Genomic DNA, 2,718 nt, shown 5'->3' with positions numbered 1-2,718 from the left:
CGCGTCACCCAGATTCAACCATAGCTCTGGCGTCCGTCGTCAGATAATTTGGGGCAGTTAGTCGCCTGAACTAAGAGAGGGTCTGGCTCATCTGTTTGATCTAATTATGCGGCGGAATCGGGGTGAAGCAAGCGTCGCGTTTCGATGGTTTTTCGTTTGATCCTTTCTCGTTGTTTTAGAATAGCTTGTCCTCGACCGAAGTAGACATCGGCGGGCGTGAGATTTTTCAGGCTCTCGTGATAGCGCCGGAGATTGTAGTGATCGAAAAAGGCCTCGATCTGCTGTCTGAGGTCTCCGGGCAGGTAGTAGTTCTCAAGCAGAATGCGGTTCTTGAGGGTTTGGTGCCATCGCTCCGCTGCCCGGCAGCGGTTTGCCCGCAAACCGCGAGAGGGGATTTTGCCTTGCGTCTGAGGGTGGTATGGAGCGCCACGAACATGGTCCATCTGCTGATCTTCCAACCACTCGGCCAGCTCGCCCGAGATGTAACTGGCTCCGTTGTCAGAGAGCAGGCGCGGCTTGTGGCGCACCGTCGCCTGATCACAACCTGACACCTGCAAGGCCAGATCAAGCGTGTCGGTCACATCACCCGTTTTCATCGTCGTGCAAAGTTTCCACGCGATGATGTAGCGGCTGTAGTCATCGAGAATCGTGGACAGGCAGAACCAGCCCCGGCCGATCACTTTCAGATAAGTGAAGTCAGTTTGCCAGAGCTGGTTTGGCCGCGTGGCCTTATCCCGGAACTCGTCGGCCGCAGACACCACCACATAGGCTGGACTTGTGATCAGGTCGTAGGCCTTGAGGATGCGATAGACAGAAGCCTCTGACACAAAATACTTTTCCGTGTCCGTGAATTGAACAGCCAGTTCACGCGGTGACAATTCGCTTTCCGCCAGAGCCAGGTTCTTGATCCTTTCCCGGACCGGGTCTGGAATGCGGTTCCAGACCCGCGACGGCTTGGGGCTACGATCCTCAAGCGCTTCGGGGCCGCCCGATAGATACCGATCATACCAGCGGTAGAAGGTAGCCCTGGGGATGCACGGCTTGTCCAAGGTTCGCTTCGTCGGCAAGTGCGACTGCTCGACCAAACGAATGATCTCCAGCTTCTCGGATGCAGGGTATCTCGTGCGTCGTCGCCCCCATCCCCGAGAATGCTTTTTTTGAGTGGGCGAAGCTCGAGGGCCTGCTCCGCGACACCCTCTTTGAGTTCGCGGGTTTCGCGGCGCAAGGTTTTAACCTCAGACGAATTCGCCTCACGCGCTGTATCGCCTGCGAGACGCTTCTTGCCAGCCTCGAGGAATTCCTTCGACCAGCTCTAATATAGGCTCTGGGCAATGCCTTCGCGCCGGCACAGCTCTGCTATGCTGTCTTCGCCCTTCAGGCCGTCCAAAACGATCCTGATCTTCTCTTCCGCTGAATACTGTTTGCGCGTCGCACGGCGGATGTCTTTGACGACCTTCTCACCGTGGCTTTGTGAAGTTTCTGATTTCTGTCTCATCTTCACTCCTTGGTGGTTACGATGAGCCAGAAATCCTCTCTTATCAAATCGCCCTAAACTGTCCCATTGGCGCTGACGTCACACACCCGACAACGCCATGAGTGCAGGACATCGGCACGGGCGGCGGCCTCATTCCCATCGGCATCAAAGTACCTTGCGGGCCACCACGCCATTGTAGACAGGTCGTGGTGTCGGCGCGTTTGAGGTTACGGCCCTGAAACCCGCCCATGGGGTTGTAAATTGGCGTGGTGCGCGGAATGGCATTGCGCTTTTTCACCGCCATCTCGGCCTGCATCTTGCGCATCTGCTGCTGTTTTTTCTGCTTGGCAGTCATCGTGGCTGTCCCAGCTACGGTATCGCTTGGCTCTCTGAGGGTCTGCGCCAATGTGATCGTGCCACATAGGGTAAATGCTGTGGTCAAAAAGAGTGTCGTGCCAAGGCGTGTCTTGATCTTGCCTGTTCCCGTGGTGTTTCGCCTGGTCATTGTCGTTGCCCCTCTTCAGCGCTTGTCGGCCCGTGATATCGGCCCGAAATGTTGGTCTGTGCTGGCTGGCTGGGGCGGTGTAATCGCTCTACTGGCTTGGCTGCTCTCTCGTTCCTTCAACCGGATGCAAGCCCCGTCAGGTAAGCCCCGAAGCAACCGGATTTGCTTGCGAAGGTTCGGCCGAGCAATGCCTCTCCATCGGTTCTCGAAACGCTTATTATAGTTCACCAGAGCATGGCAACTCAATCTTTATCAAAGTTATCGGGTATTTATGCAGGCGACCTGTCGGATCGGTTCTGACTGCGGAGGTCTTCAGTATTCCGAGCGATAAATGGATCGACAGAAACCCAGCTAATCCTGTACAATTACGGGCAGTCACAGGCGCGCCGGATACCGTCTTTGCGCCTCCACCAATTGCTATGTATGAGTCCGCCGGGGTGGCGGGCGTTTCGCATAAAGCTTCACGAGATGCATGAAGCCTTGGCAATCTTTGGGTATGACCAACTCGACCTTCGGCTCCGAGCGCCTGACCCATCATGTCCACATCCTCGAGATAAATGGCAACAGCTATCGGCTCGCACAGAGCCGCGCGCGCAAGTCCGCCGACACCGCCTGATCCAGCCAATAAAGGCTTGGCCCTCACGGGCCAAGGCGGCCAGTCAACTGAGGGTTCGAGGTCCGGAGCATGAGAAAATGATATAAAAGCGGATCGGGCGTAAGCGGTGCGCCGCTCCCACAC

The 2,718-nt window shown here is 56.3% G+C and carries 1 protein-coding gene and 2 pseudogenes; 1 reads left to right on the top strand and 2 read right to left on the bottom strand.

Annotated elements, in window-relative coordinates:
- Positions 1-104: 104 nt before the first annotated feature.
- Positions 105-1,495: pseudogene (locus DT23_RS16855) on the bottom strand (IS3 family transposase).
- A gap of 43 nt (positions 1,496-1,538) precedes the next feature.
- A complete protein-coding gene (locus tag DT23_RS16845; RefSeq protein WP_038133185.1) occupies positions 1,539-1,979 on the bottom strand; it encodes a hypothetical protein in 441 nt (146 codons plus the stop codon).
- 508 nt (positions 1,980-2,487) lie between these two features.
- Here DT23_RS16845 and DT23_RS20380 point away from each other — a divergent pair.
- Positions 2,488-2,595, top strand: a pseudogene (locus DT23_RS20380) (ATP-binding protein); the annotation flags it as partial.
- Between the last annotated feature and the right edge of the window lie 123 nt (positions 2,596-2,718).

It is taken from the genome of Thioclava indica (assembly GCF_000714545.1).
Lineage (GTDB): Bacteria > Pseudomonadota > Alphaproteobacteria > Rhodobacterales > Rhodobacteraceae > Thioclava > Thioclava indica.
Note: the sequence above shows the minus strand (reverse complement) of the source record. Positions and strands in the feature narration are given on the sequence as shown.